Source organism: Tenggerimyces flavus (assembly GCF_016907715.1).
Classification (GTDB): domain Bacteria; phylum Actinomycetota; class Actinomycetes; order Propionibacteriales; family Actinopolymorphaceae; genus Tenggerimyces; species Tenggerimyces flavus.
On record NZ_JAFBCM010000001.1, the window covers coordinates 5,899,722 to 5,916,271 of the forward strand.

Genomic DNA, 16,550 nt, shown 5'->3' on the forward strand with positions numbered 1-16,550 from the left:
AACCGTGCGAGTCCTACTCACCTCGTCCGGGATCAGGAACGGAACCATCGAGGACGCGCTGGTCGAGCTGCTGGGCAAGCCGATCGCCGAGTGCGACGCCCTCTACATCCCCACCGCCATCTATCCGTTCCCCGGCGGGGGCGGGCACGTGCTGCGGACGATGTCCGGTGGGAGTCCGGCGCGGTTGGCCGACCTGGGGTGGAAGTCGTTGGGCCTGCTGGAGCTGTCGGTGCTGCCCAGCATCGAGGAGGACGCGTGGGTCCCGACGGTCCGGGACGCCGACGCCCTACTGGTCGGGGGCGGCGACCCGCTGTTCCTCGCCAACTGGATGCGGCGCTCCGGGCTGACCGAGCTGCTGCCGACGCTGCGTTCCGAGGCGGTTTATGTGGGGGTGAGTGCCGGGAGCATCGCCGCGACCTCGACGTTCGTCGAGACGTTCGTGGACCCGCCCCGCGAGAGCGACGGACCGCTGAAGTCCGAGCCTGTCGTCTTCGCCACGCCGCAAGGGGACGTGGACAGGATCCTGGTCACGGGACAGGGCGCGGGGCTCGTCGACTTCGGGGTGATCCCGCACTTCGAGAACCCGGACCATCCCGACGCCTCGTTGCCGAACGCCGAGCTGTGGGCGGCGCGGATTCCCGCGCCGACGTACGCGATCGACGACGACTCCGCGATCAAGGTGGTCGACGGCGTCGCCGAGGTCGTCTCCGCGGGGCAGTGGAAGCTGTTCCAGCCCTAGTCGACGGAGTGCTGCTCGGTCCAGGCGAGGAGGTCGTCGAGCTCCATCGTGTTGACGATCCGGTCGCCGGGGACGCCGCACTCCTCGGCGCGGAGGCAGCCGTACGGTTGCCAGTCCAGCTGTCCGGGCGCGTGCGCGTCGGTGTCGAGGGAGAAGACGCAGCCCATCTCCTCGGCCAGCCGGAGCAGGCGCTTCGGCGGGTCGAGGCGCTCCGGCCGGGAGTTGATCTCGACGGCCACGTCGAAGCGGCGGCAGGCCTCGAACACGATCTCGGCGTCGAACGTCGACTCTGGCCGCGTTCCTCGTCCGCCGGTGATGAGGCGACCGGTGCAGTGGCCGAGGACGTCGACGTTCGGGTTGGCGATCGCGATCACCATCCGCCGCGTCATCTCGTCGGACTCCATGCGCAGCTTCGAGTGCACGCTCGCGACCACGAGGTCGAGCTCGGCGAGGATCTCCGGTGACTGGTCGAGGCGGCCGTCTTCGAGGATGTCGACCTCGATGCCGGTGAGGATCCGGAACGGTGCCAACTCGGCGTTGACACGCTTGACAACGTCGAGCTGCTCGCGGAGGCGTTCGATCGACAGGCCGTTCGCGACCTTCAACCGGGGCGAGTGATCGGTCAGCGCCATGTAGTCGTGGCCGAGCTCGATCGCGGTCTCGGCCATCTCCTCGATCGGGCTGCCGCCGTCGGACCACTCCGAGTGGGTGTGCAGATCGCCGCGCAGCATCGAGCGCAGCGCGTCTCCCCCGGCGACGAGTGGGCCAACGACCGACTCGAGCTTCGCCAGGTAGTCGGCGGTCCTGCCCTCGGCCGCCTCCATGACGACCTTGGCCGTGGTCTTGCCGACGTCGGGTACGTCGGTCAGCGATCCTGCGGCGACGTGGGCGTCCAGCTCCTTGGGCGACAGCTTCTGCAACGCCCACGCTGCTTTGCGAAACGCCCGGACCCGGTGCGTCTCCTCGCGCTTGCGTTCGAGCAGGAACCCGATCCGCTGCAGCTGCCGGATCGGAGGCAGAACGTCGTTCACAGGCACGTGTCTACCACGTGGGTGGGGTTGGAGCGGGCGCCGCCGACCCCCAGTACGCCGGCGCCCGCCCGTACCGGAGAAGAGACGCCGCCAGACCATGAAGCGGTTCCCACCAGCACTCTCGTGGCAGACTCCACGGCATGCCGAGGAGCCGGGCGACGACCGCAGCGCATCTGGAACGCGCCTCCGGCATGCTCGCCTCCGCGACGATCGACCGGATGCAGGACCGGCTGGACTGGTTCCGCGGCATGAACCCGCAGGACCGCTCCTGGATCGGTCTGGTCGCGCAGACCTTCATCGCCGCGTTCGTCGCCTGGTTCCGCGATCCCGGTCCCGGTCCGATCGTCACCGCCGATGTGCTCGGTACGGCGCCGCGCGAGATCGCGCGCAAGGTGACCTTGCATCAGACCGTCGAGATGATCCGGATCGGCATCGAGGTCGTCGAGGAGAAGGTCGTCGACATCGTCCCGAAGGACGACGTACCGACCGTCCGCGAGGCCGTGCTGCTCTACTCCCGCGAGATCGCGTTCGCCGCGGCCGCCGTGTACGCGCGGGCGGCCGAGCAGCGCGGTGCGTGGGACGCCCGGCTCGAGGCGTTGATCGTCGACTCGATCCTGCGTGGCGAGGCCGACGAGGCCATCCGGTCCAGAGCCGCCGCGCTCGGCTGGTCGGAGTCGAGCCAGGTGCTCGTCGTCGTCGGCCGTACTCCCGGCGGCGACACCGAGACGGTCGTCGCCCGCATGCGCCGGGACGGCCGACACGCCGGGCTCGACGTCCTCACCGGCGTCCAGGGCGACCGCATGGTCGTGATCCTCGGAGGCGTGGAAGATCCACAAAAATCCGCCGGCCGCGTCGCCAGCCACTTCGGCCAGGGCGCGGTCGTCTTCGGAACGATCGTCGCCGACCTGCTCGCCGCCTCCACATCCGCGCGAACGGCGATCGCCGGTCTCCGCGCGGCCCCCGCTTGGCCCGACGCGCCGCGCCCAGTGGCGGCCGAGGACCTGCTCCCCGAGCGCGCGCTGTCCGGAGACGGCCACGCCCGGCGGCAGCTCGTACGCGACGTTTACGCCCCACTCGCGGCTACCGGACCGGTGTTGCTGGAGACGCTCGCCGCGTTCTTCGAGACCGGAGGCTCGGTCGAGGCGACCGCACGCCTGCTGTTCGTGCACGCCAACACCGTGCGTTACCGGCTCAGGCGCATCACCGAGCTGTCCGGTTACAGCCCGTCGAACCCGCGGCACGCCTACACCCTCCGGATCGCCCTCACGCTCGGCCGATTGCTCGCTCCGGAAGAACAGGCGCCCGAGGCGCGCTAGGTCGCAAGAGAGTCGGCGGCGGCGTTCCTGTCCAGACACCAACGCGCCGACGGCGCTCACCGCGGCGGCGACATGTTCGGACATTCCGGGCGCCGTCGTCGCGCGGGGGTGGCTGGACGGGGACGCCTTATGCCGCCGACCGGTGCGACCTTCTGAAAGCTACTTGTAGGAACCCCACAGCAACCCACCGCAAATCTTCGTCTCCTCAGGATGCCCGTCACCCACCGTTCACTTGCGATCGTGGAAGGCATGCTGGTCGTCGTAGCGCCCGGGCAAGGGGCGCAAACCCCTGGATTCCTCGAACCGTGGCTCGAGGACCCCACCTTTGCCGAACGTATGCGTTGGTTGTCGGCGGTTTGCGACATCGACCTCGTGCACTACGGCACCAAGGCCGACGCCGAGACGATCCGCAACACCGCCATCGCGCAGCCGCTGCTCGTGGCCTCCGGGCTCGTCGCGGCCCTCGCGCTGTTCCCCCATCCCTCCGCGTCCGCGTTCCGCCGGATCGACCTCGCCGCCGGCCACAGCGTCGGTGAGGTCACCGCGGCCGCCGGCGTCGGCGTGATCACCGCCGAGCAGGCGATGGTGTTCGTTCGCGAACGCGGCAAGGCGATGGCCGAGGCCGCCGCGAAGACCCCCACCGGGATGATGGCCGTCCTCGGCGGCGACCCCGAAGAGGTCCTCGACGCGATCGCGAAGCACGGCCTCACCGCCGCGAACAACAACGGTCCCGGCCAGGTCGTCGCCGCCGGCACGCTGGAGGACCTGGAGAAGTTCAGCGCGAACCCGCCCGCGAAGACCCGGCTCGTCCCGCTGCAGGTCGCCGGCGCGTTCCACACCCACTACGTCCACCACGCGGTCGAGCTGCTCGGCGGGTACGCCCGCGCGATCAGCACCCACGACCCCCGTACTCGGCTGCTGTCCAACCGCGACGGCCACGTCGTGCACAACGGCCGCGAGGTGCTCGACCGGATCGTCAAGCAGGTCAGCTCCCCCGTCCGCTGGGACCTGTGCATGCAGGCGATGCAGGACCTCGGCGTCACCGGCATGCTGGAGATCCCGCCCGCCGGCACGTTGACCGGCATCGCCCGGCGCGCGCTGCGCGGCGTCGAGACGTTCGCGCTCAAGACCCCGGACCAGCTCGACGACGCCCGCGCGTTCGTCGAGAAGCACGGTGAACGCAGCCCGCTGGAGGGCAACCCGACCTGGCGGCTGCTCGTGTCGCCGGTCAAGGGCACGTTCAGCGTGGCCCAAGACCACCCTTCTACCGGCACCGAGCTCCAACCCGGCGCTCTGGTCGGCAGCGTGCACAGCCTGCGGGACGACCTCCCCGTGGCGGCACCGCACGGAGGCACGATCGTGGAATGGCTCGTGGAGGACGGCGATCCCGTCTCACCGGGCCAACCCATCGTCCGGTTGCACCCGCATCCGGCCGGGGTGGGGACCCCGTGACGGCGGTGATCCGCCCGGTACGAGGAGCAGACAACGCCAAGATCCTGGGCGTCGGTGGCTACCGCCCCGCCCGGGTCGTCCCCAACTCCGAGATCGTCGACCGGATCGACTCCTCCGACGAGTGGATCCGGACCCGGTCCGGGATCGTCAGCCGGCGCGTCGCCGGGCCTGAGGAGACCGTTCGCTGGATGGCCGTGCAGGCCGGCGGCAAGGCGCTCGCGTACGCGGGCATCTCCCCCGACCAGATCGGCTGCGTCCTCATCTCGACCGTGTCGCACCTGATCCAGACGCCGGCGATCGCGCCGGCGATCGCGACCGACCTCGGCTCGCACGACGCCGCCGCGTTCGACATCGGCGCCGGCTGCGCGGGCTTCTGCTACGGCGTGGAGCTCGCCCAGGGCATGGTGCGGAACGGGTCCGCCGAGTACGTCCTCGTGATCGGCGTCGAACGGCTCTCCGACATCGCCAACCCCGACGACCGGACGACCGCGTTCCTGTTCGGCGACGGCGCGGGCGCGGCGGTCGTGGGTCCGTCGGACGAGCCGGGCATCGGACCGGTCGTCTGGGGCTCGGACGGCTCGCAGGACAAGACGATCGAGCAGCCGGTGGCGTGGGACGCCGCGATGGAAGAGGGCGCGTACCCGTACCTCGTCATGCAGGGCAACGCGGTGTTCCGGTGGGCTTCGTACTCGATGGCGAAGGTCGCGCAGGAGGCGCTCGACCGCGCCGGAGTGGCGGCGGCCGACCTGGACGCGTTCATCCCGCACCAGGCCAACATGCGCATCACCGACGCGATGGTGAAGGCGCTGAAACTGCCCGAGCACGTGGTGATCGCGCGCGACATCGCCGAGCAGGGCAACACGTCGGCGGCGTCGATCCCCTTGGCAATGGAGCGAATGCTGCAAACCGGCGAGGTGAGGAGCGGCGATACGGCGTTGCTCATCGGGTTCGGCGCGGGGCTGGTCTATGCGGCCCAGGTCGTCACAATCCCCTAGTCTCGCTACCTAATCGCCCGGGTCCAAGGAATGGGCGCGGAAGTACATCCGACGAAGAAGGAGCACCAAGGCACATGGCCACCACCGAGGAGATCCGCGCCGGGCTCGCGGACATCGTGAACGAGGTCGCGGGAATCCCGACCGAGGACGTCCAGCTGGACAAGTCGTTCACCGACGACCTGGACGTCGACTCGCTGTCGATGGTCGAGGTCGTCGTCGCGGCTGAGGAGAAGTTCGGCGTGAAGATCCCCGACGACGAGGTGAAGAACCTCAAGACCGTCGGCGACGCCGTCGCCTACATCGAGCGTTCGCAGGGCTAGTTCGCTCTTTCGTACGTACGTCAGGGGCCGGGTGGGTCGATCCTCACCCGGCACTCGACACCAGTTTTGAACACCACCGGAGGAGATCCCGATGAGCACCAAGGTTGTCGTGACGGGCGTGGGGGCGACGACCCCTGCCGGCGGCGATGTTCCGTCGACGTGGAAGGGAATGCTCGACGGGCGCTCCTACGGCGGCAAGCTGACCGAGGAGGAGTTCTCGCTCCTCCCCTCGCGGATCGCCGCGCGCGCCGCGGTCGAGCCGGCCGAGGTCATGAAGCGGGTCGAGGCGCGCAAGCTCGACCGGTTCGAGCAGTTCGCGCTGATCGCCTCGCGGGAGGCGTGGCAGGACGCGGGCCTGTATGAGGCCGAGGTGCCGGGCGAGCGCATCGCGGTCTCGGTCGCGTCGGGCATCGGCGGCGTGATCAGCCTGCTGACCGCCTGGGACATGCTGAAGGAGAAGGGCCCCCGGCACGTCACCCCGTTCATGATCCCGATGATCATGCCGAACGGTGGCGCCGCCTGGGTGGGCCTGGAGTTCGGTGCGCAGGCCGCCGTGCAGACGCCGGTCGCCGCGTGTGCGTCCGGCAACGAGGCGATCCGGCACGGCGTGGAGCTGATCCGCGCGGGCAAGGCCGACGTGGCGCTCGTCGGTGGTGCCGAGGCGGCGATCCACCCGCTGCCGCTCGCGGCGTTCGGCGCGATGATGGCGGTCTCGCGGCGCAACGACGACCCGGAGCACGCTTCGCGCCCGTTCGACAAGGGCCGCGACGGGTTCCTGCTCGGTGAGGGCGCGGGCATGCTCGTGCTGGAGAACGAGGAGACCGCGCGGGCCCGGGGCGCGCGGATCTACTGCGAGGTCGCGGGTACTGGCGCGTCCGGCGACGCGCATCACATCGTCGCGCCGCACCCGGAGGGCCGGGGCAACGCGGCGGCGATGCGTGAGGCGCTGAAGGACTCTCAGCTGACGCCGCAGGACATCGTGCACATCAACGCGCACGCGACGTCGACGCCGGTGGGCGACATCGCCGAGAACGTCGGCATCCGCGCGGTCTTCGGCGAGCACGCCTCGAAGATCGTCGTCACCGCGCCGAAGGGCGGCATCGGCCACCTGCTCGGCGCTGCCGGCGCGGTCGAGTCGATCGCCACGATCCTCGCGCTGCACCACCGCGTGGTGCCGCCGACGGTCAACCTCGAGGAGCAGGACGAGCAGATCGACCTCGACGTCGCGGTCAAGCCGCGCGAGCTCCCGGCGACCGGGCAGCTCGCCGCGATCAACAACTCGTTCGGCTTCGGCGGGCACAACCTGGTCATCGCGTTCCGTACGGTCTGATGGGCGTCCTGGACTCGTTCTCGCTGGCCGGCCGCGTCGCTCTGGTGACGGGCGGGTCGCGCGGGTTGGGCTTCGCGATCGCCCGTGCCCTGGGCGAGGCGGGCGCTGCTGTGGGATTGGTGGCGCGCGACGGTGCCGCTGTTGCTTCGGCCGCGGAGTCGCTTGCGGCGTTGGGGATTCGTACGTTCGCAACTTCGGCGGACGTGCGCTCAGCGTCGTCGGTGGACGCCGCCGTGTCCGCCGTCTCGGACGCGCTCGGAGCTCCGGTGTCGGTGCTGGTGAACAACGCGGGGATCTCGATCCCGGGGCGGGCGCTGGAGGTGGAGCCGTCGGACTGGTCGGACGTGCTGTCGACCAACCTGGACGGGGTGTTCCACTGCTCGCGGGCGGTGTGCTCGCGGCTGGTGGCTGCGGGCATGCCGGGGACGATCGTCAACGTGGGCTCGATGTCCGCGTTCATCGTCAACCAGCCACGGTGGCAGCCTGCCTACCTCGCCTCGAAGGCAGCGGTGCACCAACTGACCCGCGCGCTGGCCGCCGAGTGGGCGCCGCACGGGGTGCGCGTGAACGCGATCGCCCCGGGCTACTTCCTCACCGAACAGTCGCCGGTCGATCAACCGGAGTTCCGCGCAACCTGCGTCGAGCCCGCAGCCCTGAAGCGCTGGGGCGAACCCCACGAGCTCGGCCCCGCCGTGACCTTCCTCGCCAGCGAGGCCTCCAGCTTCATGACCGGCTCCATCGTCGTCATCGACGGCGGCTTCACCCTGTTCTGATACGGACCTGCCTGTCCGACCGCGCCGTTGACCTAGTTGCAGGCCCGCCGGCACATGCGCGGCGAGGCAATGAAGCCATCTCAGCGGCGTTGGCCATGGTGGGTAGTGCGATGTTCAAGAGCACGTTGGAGGAGTGCTCGGGCTTCGGCGCCGTAGACGGCAGCGTCCGCGAGACGGCTGAAGACGCGGAGATAGGTGGAGATCTCCGCGCTGTTGGTGATGGTCAACTCGGCCGTATAGAGCTCGACGAGCACCGAGTCCGCGTCGAAGACGAAGAAGCCATGCAGCGGAGGCGTGTGGCATTCGTTGTCGAACGGAAGAACTCCGAGTCGGATGGTTTGCAGAGTGGTCATGCTGATGAGGTGGCCGAGTTGGCCGACCATGACGTCAGCGGGACAGACGAGGGAGCGTGCCACGGCTTCGGCGATGACGAAGTGGAACATCTTGCCGGGCCGATAGAGGGCTTGTTGGCGTTGCATGCGCGCAGCCACAGCTTCTTCGAGTTCTGCCTCGGAGCGGGGAACGCCGCGGTCCTCGTCGCCTTCGTCTCCTTCGGCGAAGCGACACTTCGCGTACTCGGCGGTTTGCAGGAGGCCGGGGACGACGGCGGGTTCAAAGTTGCGGGTGAGGGTGGTCGTGTTCTCGATCGCGGCGATGGATTGTTGTCGGCTGGGTAGCCCGGTGCGGAACATGCGGCGGTGCTCGACGTACATCTCTTCGAGCGAGCGTAGGGCGGCCGTCAGGTCGGGGATGCGTTGTGGCTTGCCGCAGATCTGTGCCCAGGTTTCGAGGTCGGCTGTGGTGGGGGTTTGCTGGCCTTGTTCGATCTTGGAGACCTTGGAGCCGACCCAGCCGGCCTCGGTGGCGAGGGCACGGCCGGTGAGGTGGGCGTCCTGACGTAGTTCGCGCAGACGTACGCCGAGTGATTCGCGTGCGCGTTGGAACGAGGACACCCACCCACCTTTTCAGTTGTTCACTTCTGCTCGTGGCTGGTCTGATCGTGACTCACCGCGTGCATCAGGTATGCGGCGCGAGGCAGCGCGTGGTGGCGTGCGATTTCCCTGTAGTGGTGGAGTTCGACGATCGTGGCCGGGTCGTCGAGGAGTTCGCCGCCGAGGAAGGCGCCGTCGGCGGCGAACCGGAGGGTGCAGGCTCGGTCGCCGTCGATCAGCCAGTAGTCGAAGTCCGGCAGTCCCAGCTTGTCCGCCTGGGAGCGGGCGAGGTAGCGGATGTCTTCACCTGCTGCGACGTTGAGGCGCGAGAGGTGAAGTCCGAGTCGGGTGTAGTCGGACCACGGCTCGGACACCACGCGCACACGTTCCATCTGTGCGCCGAGCACCTTCTTGCGGACGACCAGTCCCAGCCAGTCGTCCAACCAGGACTCGTCATGAAGCTCACCGACCAGGAACGCGTCCAACTTCGCCTGCGGTGGGCTGGAGTAGGACTCGCGGTTCTCGAGGCGGTAGGCGGTGAACTGGTAGCTCTCGACGAACGCGCCGAACGCCGCCGGATCCAGCAGCGTCACTGCGTCTCGTGGGACCGGATCAGGTCGACCAGCGCCTGGCTGACTACCACCGCGTCCTCGCGGTCGGCCGGGAAGTTCACGAGCACCAGCATCTTCGGCGGCCTGCAACCCCGTCAACACCTCTTCGAGAAAACCGAAGAAAACTTCTTCCTCGCCGGTCGGCGCCGCTCCTAGCGTTCCCAGCATCAGAGCCAGAGGAGGGCCAATGTGCGAGCCGCTCGCAGACGACAGGGCAAAGCTGAGCGGCAACGGCAGCGCAGGCATGGACGAGTACGAAGAGGCCGCCCAAGAGCGGAAGAGACTTCTGAGTACGTCGTGCGGGTTCTGCGGTCAGGCGCCGGGCTTTTGGTGTGTGGATGCCGGCGGCCGCGAGATCCGCAACGTGCACCGACAACATGTCATCCGCTACAGCCAGTCTGGCGTTAGACGAGGTGTGCTGCGGGCTCTGCTGGTCAAGGCGCGGCTCCTGTAAACATCACGTCCGCATCCTCACGGGAAAGAACGCCTACCGCACTGGCCCTCACGTCGCGATAGTTGCCATGGCTATAGTTGCCATATACTGTATCCGCATGACACGGCACGAGCCCACGGCAGGAGCGCTGTTGTGGCGGCTCACGAACAAGTGGCGCGCCGCGGTGGACAAGGCGGTCGCGCCGCTCGGGCTCACCCATGCGCAGTACTCGTTGCTCGCCACGCTCTACGGGCAGTCGCTCGCCGGCGCCAAGCCGAGCCAGCGCGAGCTCGCGGACGTGTCCGGGATGGAGCCGATCTACGTCTCCAAGCTGGCCAGGACGCTCGAGCAGAACGGGCTCGTACGTCGCAGCACCCACCCGAGCGACCCACGCGCCGTGCAGCTCGAGCCGACTCCGCGCGGCGTCGAGGTGGCGCGCGAGGCGGTCGCGATCGTCCGCACCCTGCACGAGCAGCTCACCGCGTCGATCGGCGGCACGAAGAGCGCCCGGTACGGCGACCTCGTCCGCACCCTGCGAGACCTCCTGGGAGACCAGCCATGACCCCACCCCTCACCGGACAGGACATCGCCGAAGCGAACGGCGCGGTGAACGCCCTGCTCGACCACCAGCTGCAGGGCACCGGCGTCACTGCCAGGCAGTTCGTCATCCTCCGCGTCATCGCGGTCCGCGGACCGTGGTCGCGCCACGCACTGGAGGAGTTCCTCGTCTCGCAACGCCAGCTGACGCTTGACGCCAATGGCGCGGCGGCCGAGCTCGACACGCTCGCGGCGAAGGGGCTCGTCACGGAAGCCGAGCTCACGACGGCCGGCGAAGCGGAGTACGAACGGCTGCAAGCGGTGGCGAACGCGACCGCCGCCGAGCTCTACGCGGAGTTCGCGCCCGAGGAGCTGGCGACGACGAGGTCCGTTCTGCGACGCGTGATCGAGCGAGCCCAGCAGCTAAGCGCGGTCTGACACGTGCTCGCGCAGGTCGGCGAGCTCGCGTCGTAGCGCGCGCACCTCGTCGAGCAGGAGCTGGTCCCGTTCTCTCTCGGCCTTGTCGTGCTCGGCCTCCTCGGCCCGCCGCTCGTCGGCGATCTGCTCCTCCATCGCGCTGACGACGACGGCGATGAACAGGTTGAGTACAGCGAAGCTCGAGATCAGGATGTAGATCACGAAGAAGATCCACGCGAACGGCACCGTCTGCATCAGTTCGCGCGCGATGTCCGGCCACGCCTCGCCGGTCATGATCTGGAACAGCGTGAAGAGCGTGGTGCCGAGGTCGCCGAAGTTCTCCGGCAGCGCCGCGCCGAACAGGTTCGTGGCGATGACCGCGGCGACGTAGATGATCAGCCCCAGCAGGGCTCCGGTCGACGCCATGCCCGGCATCGCGGTGAGCAGCCCCGACACCACGCGGCGCATCGAGCGCAGTTGGGAGATGAGCCGCAGCACCCGGAGGACGCGGAGCGCGCGGACGACGGCGAACGGGCCGGACGCGGGGACCAGCGCGATCGCGACGACGACGAGGTCGAAGACACCCCAGGAGTCCTTGAAGAAGTCCTTGCCGTACGCGTAGATCCTCAGCACCAACTCGATGACGAAGATGGCGAGCATGAGGCGGTCGGCGAAGTGCAGGATGTCGCCAACGGACTCGCGGATGGCTTGGGAGGTCTCGAGTCCGAGCGTGATCGCGTTGGCCACGATGACGGCGGTGATGAACCGTTGGAAGGACGGCTTCTCGACGAACCGCCGTACGTTCTCGCGCATGCGTGGATGATGCCGGACGAAACGATCAGGCGAACGGCCGGACTCCGGTCTCGTCCGCATCGGTGTAGATCGCCATCGCCCCGATGCTGGCGCCGAGACCGTCCGTCAGCACGAGCAGGCGTCCCGCGAAGAACCGCTCCGAACCGTCGGCGCACCGGACCGGCAGATCGGCGGCGAGATCCCTGATCACCGGCTCGCCCATGGCCCGGCGGAAGCCCGCCCAGTGCGCCTCACGCCATCGCTCGGGAACGAGTAGATCGACCTTCTGCCCGACCGCCTCCTCCGCGGCGTAGCCGAACATCGCGGCCGCGCCCTCGTTCCACTACGTGATGACGCCCTCGGTGTCGGCTACCACGATCCCGTGAACCATCCGGCCATCCTGGCCCAGAACAGGCCGAAGCCGCTCCTCACCCACGACCGCGCCACCAGGTCCGGACGATCCGTGATCATGTACGTGATCATGAAGCCAAACCCGTCGTATACGCCGCTTGGCCTTCATGATCACGTACATGATCACGAGCTGGAGCTGGGTAGGGTCGACAGCATGACGAGTGCGGAGATCTTGGTCGATGGGTTCATGCGGGTGCAGGAGGAGGTTCACGCGGCGGTCGAGGGGCTCAGCCTCGAGGAGCTGACGTTCCGGGTCGACGAGGAGGCGAACTCCATCTCGTGGGTCATCTGGCATCTCACCCGGGTCCAGGACGACCACGTGGCCGACGCGTTCGGGCTCGAGCAGGTGTGGCTGAGGGACGGGTGGCAGGAGCGCTTCGGGCTCCCGTTCAGCCCCGACGCCCATGGGTACGGGCAGAGCAGCAACGACGTCGCCGAGGTACGTGCCGACAAAGACATACTCACCGGCTACTACGACGCCGTGCACGCGCAGACGATCCAGCAGGTGGAGAAGCTCACCGACGCCGATCTTCCAAGGGTGGTCGACCAGAACTGGACTCCCCCAGTCACCCTCGCCGTCAGGCTGGTCAGTGTGATCTCAGACGACCTGCAACACGTCGGACAGGCCGCGTTCGTCCGCGGCGTCGTTCTCCGCAGAAGGGGTTGACCCCACTTGTCAGATCCTCTCGTCGCGATGCAGATCGGTGCGATCTCGTTCCTCGACGAAGGCGTCGAAGAAACCCTCGACATCCTGGCCGGGCAGGGCGCGGTGAACGCGCTCTTCCTCGCCACTCCCACCTGGACCCGCGGTACGGGCGGCCGCCAGGTCCCCGGTTACGAGCTCCCCGACCACGGTGTCCAGGAGTACGACCTCGGCTGGCGCGGCGGCAACTACGCCACACCCCACCCGGAGCACTACGGCAACACCGCCCTCGGACACGCAGGACGGGCCGAGGAGCACCCGGACCTCGACCTGTTCGACCTCGTGCTCCCCGCGGCGAAGCAACGTGGCATGAAGTCGTACGCCTGGATGGAGGAGAGCAGCTCCGCCAAGCATCTCCGCACGTACCCGAACTTCGCCAAGACCCTCGAGGTCGACGCCTGGGGAAGACCCGGCGCGCGGCCGTGTTTCAACAACCCTGACTACCGAAACTGGCACCTCGGCTTCGTCGAGGACTACGCCAGCAACTACGAGCTCGACGGCCTCGCGTGGTGCTCCGAACGCGCCGGCCCGCTGAACGCGCTGATGCAGGGCCCTGTCCAGGTCCAGGACATCGGCTGTTTCTGCCAGCACTGCAAGGCGTTCGCGCGCAACCGCGGCATCAACGTCGAGCGCGCTGTCGAAGGCTACCGTGCCGCCGTCGACTGGAATCACAAGGTGGGCAAGGGCGAACGTCCACGCGACGGCGCGTTCGTCACGTTCTGGCGGCTGCTCCTCACCTACCCCGAGCTGCTCGCCTGGCAGACCGTCTGGACCGAGAGCCAACGCAACCTCTACCGCGACATCTACGGCGTCGCCAAGGCGTGCGCGCCGGAGATCCAGGTCGGCTGGCACGTCTACCACAACATCTCGTTCAGCCCGTTCTACCGGGCCGACCAGGACTACGCCGAGATGGCGAAGTTCAGCGACTTCGTCAAGGTCGTGATCTACAACAACTGCGCCGGCCCGCGCTACCACACCTGGATCGGCAACATCTGCAACGCGCTCTTCGCCGACGCGTCGCCGGACGAGGTCTACCCGTTGATGCTCAAGCTGCTCCAGATCGACGAGGGCGCGTACGAGTCGCTGCCACAAAGCGGTTTCTCGGCCGAGTACGTACGCCGCGAGACCGAGCGCGCCGTCGAGGGCGTCGCGGGGCAGAGCAAGATCTACCCGGGCATCGACATCGACATCCCCGTCGGCCAGCCGAAGGAGCGGCTCGAGCCGTCGCCGCACGTCGGTACGATCAACTGGGACGCGACCCAGGGCGAGCTCACCCAGTGCACCCCCGAGTCCGTCCGCGACGCGACCGCCGCAGCGTTCGCGGGCGGCGCCCAGGGCGTCGTACTTAGCCGCAAGTACTCCGAGATGCGCCTCGCCAACCTGGCCGGCGCAGGGGACGCCATACGATCGTTGGCGTGACGATCGACAACCTGGAACAGCAGCCGATCCACGTGCCAGACGAGGTCCTCACCGACCTCGTCCGGCGGCTCCTGGCCACGAAATGGCCGTGGGACAACGGCAACGAGGACAGCTTCTACGGGCTGCGGCGCGAGGTGATGCAGCCGCTGGTGGAGTACTGGATCGACGGCTTCGACTGGCGCAAGGCCGAGCAGAGGATCAACGCGTACGAGCACTACACCGTCGACGTGAACGGCGTCCCCGTCCACTTCATGCGCAAGCCCGGCAGAGGAACGAACCCCACGCCGCTGATCTTGTTGCACGGTTGGCCGTGGACGTTCTGGCACTGGTCGAAGGTCGTCGACCAACTGGCCGCGGACTTCGACGTGATCGTGCCGTCGCTGCCCGGCTTCGGCTTCTCGACGCCGCTTCCTCAAGCGGACATGAACTTCTGGCGGATGGCAGACGTCTTCCACACCTTGATGACCGACGTCCTCGGACACGACCGCTACGCCGTCGGCGGCTGCGACGTCGGCGCGCTCGTCGCGGGACAGCTCGGGCACAAGTACGCGGACGAGCTGTACGGGATCCACATCGGATCGGCGCTGAAGCTCTCGTTCTTCAACGGCAACCGGGGCTGGGACCTGTCCGGCGGCAACCCGCTGCCCGACAACCTGCCGCCCGAGATCCTGCAGCGCATCCTCACCGTGGAGAAGCGCTTCGCCGTCCACCTCGCCGCGCACGTGCTCGACCCCAGCACGTTGGCCTACGGCCTCCAAGACTCCCCCGCCGGCATGCTCGCCTGGATCCTGGAGCGCTGGTCGAACTGGTCCGCCGGCGAGCTCGAGGACGCGTTCAGCAAGGACGAGCTGCTCACGCACGCGATGATCTACTGGGCCGGCGGCTCGATCGCGAGCAGCATCCGCACGTACGCCAACAACAACCGCTACCCCTGGCAGCCCGAGCACGACCGCTGGCCCGTGGTGGAGGCGCCGACCGGCGTCACGTTCGTCGGCTACGAGAACCCGCCCGGCGTGCACACCACGGACGAACGCGTCGCGCACTTCCTCGCCAGCGACCGGGCGGCCTGGTACCACCACGTGAACGTCACCGCACACGACGAGGGCGGCCACTTCATCCCGTGGGAGATCCCGAACGAGTGGGTGGCCGACCTCCGCCGCACCTTCCGCGACCGGGTCTAACGCGAGTCGAACAAGGCGCCCAGGGGTGCCGGCAGCTCCGAGGCCGTCAGGGGCCGGGCGCCGACGAACTTGCGCACCTCGTCCTCCGTCAGCCCCCAGTCCGACCCCGCCACCGCTTCGGCCTGTGCCGCGGGCAGCGAGTTGAACCACCGGAGCTGGAACGCCTCGCGCCCCTCCGACGACAGCGCGCCGTACAGCCGCAACCGAGCCATCCCGCCGTCCGGGAAGACGTTCAGCAGCACGTGCGTGGCCTCGCGGTCCGACCCCACCACGAACCGGTGCCGGGTGTCGGGCTGCAGCCGCGTCCGTGGCATCAGGTCGAACCAGCCCGACCCCTCCACGTCGTCGGAGAGCCGCGCGTCCCGTGCCCGCAGCGACGCGAAGCCCGGCGCGTTCCCCACGAAGTGGGACGTGTCGATCTCCGCCAGCCACACCGAGCCCGGACCGGCCAGCCGGATCGCCACCCAGTCGTTGCCGTCGTCGCGCCGCCGCGACGTCTCCCACCCGTCGCCCATCGACGACGCGAGCCCGGGCGAGATCAGGTTCGTGGGCGAGGAGTAGAACATGTTGCTGCAGTGCGTGACGTACCCGCCGTTCTCCAGCGCCGCCAGGTCGAACGACGACAGGTCGACGAGCCGCGGGTCCGGGATCGGGTCGCCGTGGACGCGGAACCGTGCAACTCCGCCGTCCGGGAAGATCGACAACCGGACGTGGGTGAAACGGGTCTCCGACTTCACCGGGAACGCGTTGGTGGCATCGCCCTGCAGCGGCGACTGCTCCAGCAACGGGGTCCACGTCGCCGCGGCGAGCTCCTCGGCGGACGGGTAGCCCTCCAGCCCGCATCCCTCCACCGCGATGTACGGCGGGTAGTTGCCGGTGAAGAACGCCGTGTCGACGACGACGCCACGCACGACACCGGGAACGCCGAGCCGCAGCACGGCCCAGTCGTGTCCGGAGGAACGGCGTCGCCGGGTCTCCCAGCCGTCGTAGACCTGCCCTTTCGGACCGAACGTTCCGGCCCGAAAGGTCGGTGCTTCCGGCTTGATCAGGTTCTCCTTGTCGGCGAACGTCTCGTCGTTCGCGGACACCACGCTGCCACCGAGCCGCCGTGAGGCGAGGTCGGGCAACGACAGGAACGTCTGCGGTTCGGTCATGCGG

18 protein-coding genes and 1 pseudogene are annotated in these 16,550 nt (G+C 68.6%); 13 read left to right on the plus strand and 6 right to left on the minus strand.

Annotated features, from left to right (window positions below):
• Nucleotides 1-4: 4 nt before the first annotated feature.
• Nucleotides 5-739: a Type 1 glutamine amidotransferase-like domain-containing protein gene (locus JOD67_RS27780; protein ID WP_205120654.1), complete on the plus strand. Its 735-nt coding sequence runs from the start codon at nucleotides 5-7 to the stop codon at nucleotides 737-739.
• On the opposite strand, the gene JOD67_RS27785 is transcribed toward JOD67_RS27780, so the two are convergent.
• On the minus strand, nucleotides 736-1,770 hold the full coding sequence (locus JOD67_RS27785; protein ID WP_307782572.1) for a PHP domain-containing protein: 1,035 nt from the start codon (nucleotides 1,768-1,770) through the stop codon (nucleotides 736-738). The two genes, JOD67_RS27780 and JOD67_RS27785, sit on opposite strands and share 4 nt — an antisense overlap.
• 140 nt (nucleotides 1,771-1,910) lie before the next feature.
• On the opposite strand from JOD67_RS27785, the gene JOD67_RS27790 reads away from it, so the two are divergent.
• The 6 genes from JOD67_RS27790 (at nucleotide 1,911) to JOD67_RS27815 (ending at nucleotide 7,956) form a co-directional block, all read left to right on the plus strand.
• Complete coding sequence (locus tag JOD67_RS27790) at nucleotides 1,911-3,086, plus strand: PucR family transcriptional regulator (RefSeq protein ID WP_205120656.1); 1,176 nt, start codon at nucleotides 1,911-1,913, stop codon at nucleotides 3,084-3,086.
• Between the two features lie 249 nt (nucleotides 3,087-3,335).
• Entirely contained in the window at nucleotides 3,336-4,538 is a 1,203-nt protein-coding gene (locus JOD67_RS27795; RefSeq protein ID WP_205120657.1) for an acyltransferase domain-containing protein, read from the plus strand.
• Complete coding sequence (locus JOD67_RS27800; RefSeq protein ID WP_307782573.1) at nucleotides 4,535-5,533, plus strand: beta-ketoacyl-ACP synthase III; 999 nt, start codon at nucleotides 4,535-4,537, stop codon at nucleotides 5,531-5,533. Before JOD67_RS27795 ends, JOD67_RS27800 begins: the two co-directional genes overlap by 4 nt.
• A gap of 74 nt (nucleotides 5,534-5,607) precedes the next feature.
• Entirely contained in the window at nucleotides 5,608-5,853 is a 246-nt protein-coding gene (locus tag JOD67_RS27805) for an acyl carrier protein (protein WP_205120659.1), read from the plus strand.
• A 91-nt stretch (nucleotides 5,854-5,944) separates the two neighbouring features.
• Nucleotides 5,945-7,183 (plus strand): beta-ketoacyl-[acyl-carrier-protein] synthase family protein, encoded by a 1,239-nt coding sequence (locus JOD67_RS27810; protein ID WP_205120660.1) that lies wholly within the window; start codon nucleotides 5,945-5,947, stop codon nucleotides 7,181-7,183.
• Nucleotides 7,183-7,956, plus strand: coding sequence for an SDR family NAD(P)-dependent oxidoreductase (locus tag JOD67_RS27815; RefSeq protein WP_205120661.1), 774 nt, complete (start codon nucleotides 7,183-7,185; stop codon nucleotides 7,954-7,956). The genes JOD67_RS27810 and JOD67_RS27815 overlap by 1 nt, the downstream gene beginning before the upstream one ends.
• An 80-nt stretch (nucleotides 7,957-8,036) precedes the next feature.
• Here JOD67_RS27815 and JOD67_RS27820 read toward each other — a convergent pair whose 3' ends face one another.
• Nucleotides 8,037-8,909, minus strand: a complete 873-nt coding sequence (locus tag JOD67_RS27820) for a helix-turn-helix domain-containing protein (RefSeq protein ID WP_205120662.1) — start codon at nucleotides 8,907-8,909, stop codon at nucleotides 8,037-8,039.
• Nucleotides 8,910-8,929: 20 nt separating this feature from the next.
• Entirely contained in the window at nucleotides 8,930-9,481 is a 552-nt protein-coding gene (locus tag JOD67_RS27825) for a DUF6879 family protein (protein WP_205120663.1), read from the minus strand.
• A 205-nt stretch (nucleotides 9,482-9,686) separates the two neighbouring features.
• Here JOD67_RS27825 and JOD67_RS27830 point away from each other — a divergent pair, with 205 nt between their 5' ends.
• The 3 genes from JOD67_RS27830 to JOD67_RS27840 all read left to right on the plus strand — a co-directional run bounded on the left by JOD67_RS27830 (nucleotide 9,687) and on the right by JOD67_RS27840 (nucleotide 10,907).
• A complete protein-coding gene (locus tag JOD67_RS27830; protein WP_205120664.1) occupies nucleotides 9,687-9,953 on the plus strand; it encodes a hypothetical protein in 267 nt (88 codons plus the stop codon).
• Between the two features lie 97 nt (nucleotides 9,954-10,050).
• Entirely contained in the window at nucleotides 10,051-10,494 is a 444-nt protein-coding gene (locus JOD67_RS27835) for a MarR family winged helix-turn-helix transcriptional regulator (protein ID WP_205120665.1), read from the plus strand.
• Complete coding sequence (locus tag JOD67_RS27840; RefSeq protein ID WP_205120666.1) at nucleotides 10,491-10,907, plus strand: MarR family winged helix-turn-helix transcriptional regulator; 417 nt, start codon at nucleotides 10,491-10,493, stop codon at nucleotides 10,905-10,907. The genes JOD67_RS27835 and JOD67_RS27840 overlap by 4 nt, the downstream gene beginning before the upstream one ends.
• Here the strand turns inward: JOD67_RS27840 and JOD67_RS27845 are convergent.
• Nucleotides 10,893-11,699 (minus strand): ion transporter, encoded by an 807-nt coding sequence (locus JOD67_RS27845; protein ID WP_205120667.1) that lies wholly within the window; start codon nucleotides 11,697-11,699, stop codon nucleotides 10,893-10,895. The two genes, JOD67_RS27840 and JOD67_RS27845, sit on opposite strands and share 15 nt — an antisense overlap.
• A gap of 25 nt (nucleotides 11,700-11,724) precedes the next feature.
• A pseudogene (locus JOD67_RS27850) lies at nucleotides 11,725-12,009 on the minus strand (PAS domain S-box protein); the annotation flags it as partial.
• A 234-nt stretch (nucleotides 12,010-12,243) separates the two neighbouring features.
• On the opposite strand from JOD67_RS27850, the gene JOD67_RS27855 reads away from it, so the two are divergent.
• The 3 genes from JOD67_RS27855 to JOD67_RS27865 are packed head-to-tail and all read left to right on the plus strand — an operon-like array spanning nucleotide 12,244 to nucleotide 15,392.
• On the plus strand, nucleotides 12,244-12,756 hold the full coding sequence (locus tag JOD67_RS27855; RefSeq protein ID WP_205120669.1) for a mycothiol transferase: 513 nt from the start codon (nucleotides 12,244-12,246) through the stop codon (nucleotides 12,754-12,756).
• A gap of 6 nt (nucleotides 12,757-12,762) precedes the next feature.
• Nucleotides 12,763-14,211, plus strand: coding sequence for a hypothetical protein (locus tag JOD67_RS27860; RefSeq protein WP_205120670.1), 1,449 nt, complete (start codon nucleotides 12,763-12,765; stop codon nucleotides 14,209-14,211).
• On the plus strand, nucleotides 14,208-15,392 hold the full coding sequence (locus JOD67_RS27865; protein WP_205120671.1) for an epoxide hydrolase family protein: 1,185 nt from the start codon (nucleotides 14,208-14,210) through the stop codon (nucleotides 15,390-15,392). The genes JOD67_RS27860 and JOD67_RS27865 overlap by 4 nt, the downstream gene beginning before the upstream one ends.
• Here the strand turns inward: JOD67_RS27865 and alc are convergent.
• A complete protein-coding gene (gene alc / locus JOD67_RS27870; RefSeq protein ID WP_205120672.1) occupies nucleotides 15,389-16,546 on the minus strand; it encodes an allantoicase in 1,158 nt (385 codons plus the stop codon). The two genes, JOD67_RS27865 and alc, sit on opposite strands and share 4 nt — an antisense overlap.
• Between the last annotated feature and the right edge of the window lie 4 nt (nucleotides 16,547-16,550).